Below are 3,025 nucleotides of genomic sequence, written 5' to 3' on the forward strand. Positions count from 1 at the left end.
GTGCTGCTTGAGTATCCATAGTACTGTCCTTTTGAGGTTGGGTTGTCAGACGACTTTTTAAAGATATACCTTCTATCAAATTCCACAAAGAAATAAGGTTATATCATTGCGATATATGATTACTATCGCCCCAAACGCCAACAGCAAAATGGCAATTAAACGCCTTCTTCGTTATGAGCAACTATAATGTTAGCGGAAATTCGCTAAAGCGAAGCTTTTTTGAAAGGCAAGGGTCGGGTTCATCCTGGGTGTTGCCGGATGAGGCTATCGATACTCTTTTACGGGATCGAAATTCAATTTACGGGATTATTTCCGGGGGGATTTCTAATGATATTTCGACAACTGTTTGATGATGTTTCATCGACCTATACGTACCTCCTGGCTGATGAAGACAGAAAGGAAGCGCTCCTGATCGACCCGGTGTTCTCTCAGTCAAAACGAGACCTGGCGCTTGTCGAGGAGCTGGGGCTGACTCTGGCTCTGGTTGCGGACACCCACGCTCATGCGGATCACATTACGGCTGCCTGGCTGCTGAAACAGAAAACCGGCTGTAAAATTGCTTCGGCGAAAGCCATCGGAGCAGAGCATGTCGATGTCTCACTTGATGATGGTCAGGAGTTCGGGGTTCCCGGTGTGACGCTCAGGGCTATCTCAACTCCGGGTCATACCGATGGTTGCATGAGTTATGTCTTGTCGGATCAGTCGATGGTGTTTACAGGCGATGCGCTCCTGATCCGGGGTTGCGGAAGAAGCGACTTCCAACAGGGCAGTGCTCATAAACTCTTTCAATCCATTACAAAGAAGCTGTTTGTCTTACCGGATGTCTGCCGGGTCTATCCGGCCCATGACTATCACGGACGAACCCAGAGCTCCATCGGGGAAGAAAAGGCCTTTAATGCCCGGGTTGGGGGTGGTGCCAACGAAACGGATTTCGTGGAGTACATGAAAGCAATGAAACTCCCTCATCCCAAGAAAATCGACGAGGCGGTGCCAGCGAACCTTCGAAGCGGTTGCCCGGAGGATGGCAAGTTACCTGCAGAACCTGACTGGGCTGATATCCGACTTACCTACGCTGGGGTTCCTGAAATCGGCGAGGAGTGGCTGGAGCACCATCTTGATGAAGTGACTGTTCTTGATGTCAGGTTGGACGAAGAGAGAAAAGACTTCCCCTTAACCGAAGCTTTGGTGGACCTGCAGATTCCTTTAGACGAGCTGAGGTCAAGAGTGGCTGAGGTGCCCAAGAATAAACCAGTGGTGGCACTTTGCCGGTCTGGTCGACGCTCTGCCATGGCGGTCAATATCCTCAAGGAAAATGGTTTTGAGAAAGTGGCCAGCCTGAGCCGTGGCCTCATGGAAATTTCCAGAAATTGATCGGATCATGCCGGCTTTTGAACGGACGTCGAAAAGCCGGCTCTGAAGCCTTCACTCCTTGAAGTGCAGTCGGTTCAAGCGGTAGACAAGCCAGATGGTCGTGAACTGAAGAATCAAGGCGACGCTCGTTAGACTCCAATAGGCGATACTAAAGCGCTCCAGGGCCCCAAAGCTTGTAAGCCCAGCATTGATGAAAAAATGGATCATAACGACCAGACCAACGCCAGGACAGACAAGTGCGTAGGCACCGGCAGACTTCTCGGTTCCCGTAACGAACCTGGCAAAATAGCCATACCGTGCAAGCACCACCCAGCCAAGCAGGCCGAACACCAACTGGGCACAAAGAAAGTAGGTCAACATGCCGAGAACGGCTACTCCACCGGCCCCGGATTCGAAATGTGCGTGGAAGCCGTGAGTCTGGCGGAGGAGCGTAATGGTTAACGTGGTTAAAATGGGGACTACGATCCACAAGGTTGGGGCGGTAGATGGATCAGAACCCTGCTCAAGCATGGCTCGAAACCCCAGAACAATCTGAATAGCCCCGATGATAAAGGCCGTCACCATAAAAAAACTGGACAGCACGAGGCTGAATGTGACGGTCACCGTGTTCTGGCTCATGGCAGCAGGTGCTGCTAAGCCCACTGCAATCATCGCCATGGCAAAGGCAGGCAGCAACTGAGCAAGATTGTTGTTTTTAACGCAATCAAAGCCACCGCCTACAAGCACTCTGCCCCAGAAATCACGCAACAGAGCCAGCGCCCAGGCTCCTATCAACACGAACGACAGAAGCGCGACTGGAAACAACCACTCAACCACAGACCATAGCGCCGGTACGAAGGTTAATCCGAGAATAAAGCCGACATTAATAGTCATGGCTAGTGTTAACGGCCCTGCGAGCAACTGAGTTTCAGAGTTGCTGTTGCGAAGCTGATGATAAGCGGGCGTTTTTCGGAACTGACTGAACTGACGCAGGTTCCAGATCAGCAATTGAAAGTGCAAGAGTGAGAAAAAACCGATTCCGGCCCAGGCACCCACTACCGCAATTTTCGATATCAGGCTGGCATCTTTTAAAGCTGTGATTGCATCTTCAAACAGGGGAACGGGTGCGTCAGGATGCGGCAACCAGAACATCAGCCACATAAAAAAGGATACTGCGAGTCCTCCGGCACCGAGTGCTGCGAGGAAATAAGTGGGAGACCATTCGGAGGTGGCATCTTTGGGAAGGCGGTAGATCATGTGACGCTCCTGTTCGCGGGAAGTGCTTTGATTGGAACGATGAGTCGATTATGCGTCAGTCAGGTACACAACAACAGCGTTCTCAGGATACTCTTCTTCCGTTACAACGCACTTTATGCCTTTCCTGTCGAGACGTGTCATGAGCGCCTGGCCCATTCCCCCAGTTATCAGGACATCAATGTCGTCCAGCGGGTGGGGTAAATGCGATGGGCTCTCACGAAACGATTGTTCTCTGGGAAGCTCAAGAAGTTCTTTGCTGACTATCTGACCGCTTTCAATACTGAATATATAGAAGTTTCGGCACCGACCTGCATGCTGAGTAACGATTTTACGATTTTGACTTGTTACGGCTATTTTCATTTCCCACCTCCTAATAGAAAAAAGCCGCTAGCACCAAGGTGATAGCGGCCAGACATAC

General features: G+C 50.8%; 3 protein-coding genes. 1 reads left to right on the forward strand and 2 read right to left on the reverse strand.

Features of this window, described 5'->3' with window-relative positions; translation table 11 throughout:
• Window positions 1-258 precede the first annotated feature (258 nt).
• On the forward strand, window positions 259-1,371 hold the full coding sequence (locus Q669_RS15415; protein ID WP_200861808.1) for an MBL fold metallo-hydrolase: 1,113 nt from the start codon (window positions 259-261) through the stop codon (window positions 1,369-1,371).
• Window positions 1,372-1,422: 51 nt separating this feature from the next.
• Here the strand turns inward: Q669_RS15415 and Q669_RS15420 are convergent, their stop codons facing one another.
• Window positions 1,423-2,607 carry a TsoY family (seleno)protein gene (locus tag Q669_RS15420; protein WP_022992966.1) on the reverse strand — a complete coding sequence of 395 codons (1,185 nt, stop codon included), beginning with the start codon at window positions 2,605-2,607 and terminating at the stop codon, window positions 1,423-1,425.
• Between the two features lie 48 nt (window positions 2,608-2,655).
• Window positions 2,656-2,967, reverse strand: coding sequence for a NifB/NifX family molybdenum-iron cluster-binding protein (locus Q669_RS15425; RefSeq protein WP_022992967.1), 312 nt, complete (start codon window positions 2,965-2,967; stop codon window positions 2,656-2,658).
• Between the last annotated feature and the right edge of the window lie 58 nt (window positions 2,968-3,025).

This window comes from Marinobacter sp. C1S70 (genome assembly GCF_000475355.1).
GTDB lineage: Bacteria > Pseudomonadota > Gammaproteobacteria > Pseudomonadales > Oleiphilaceae > Marinobacter > Marinobacter nauticus.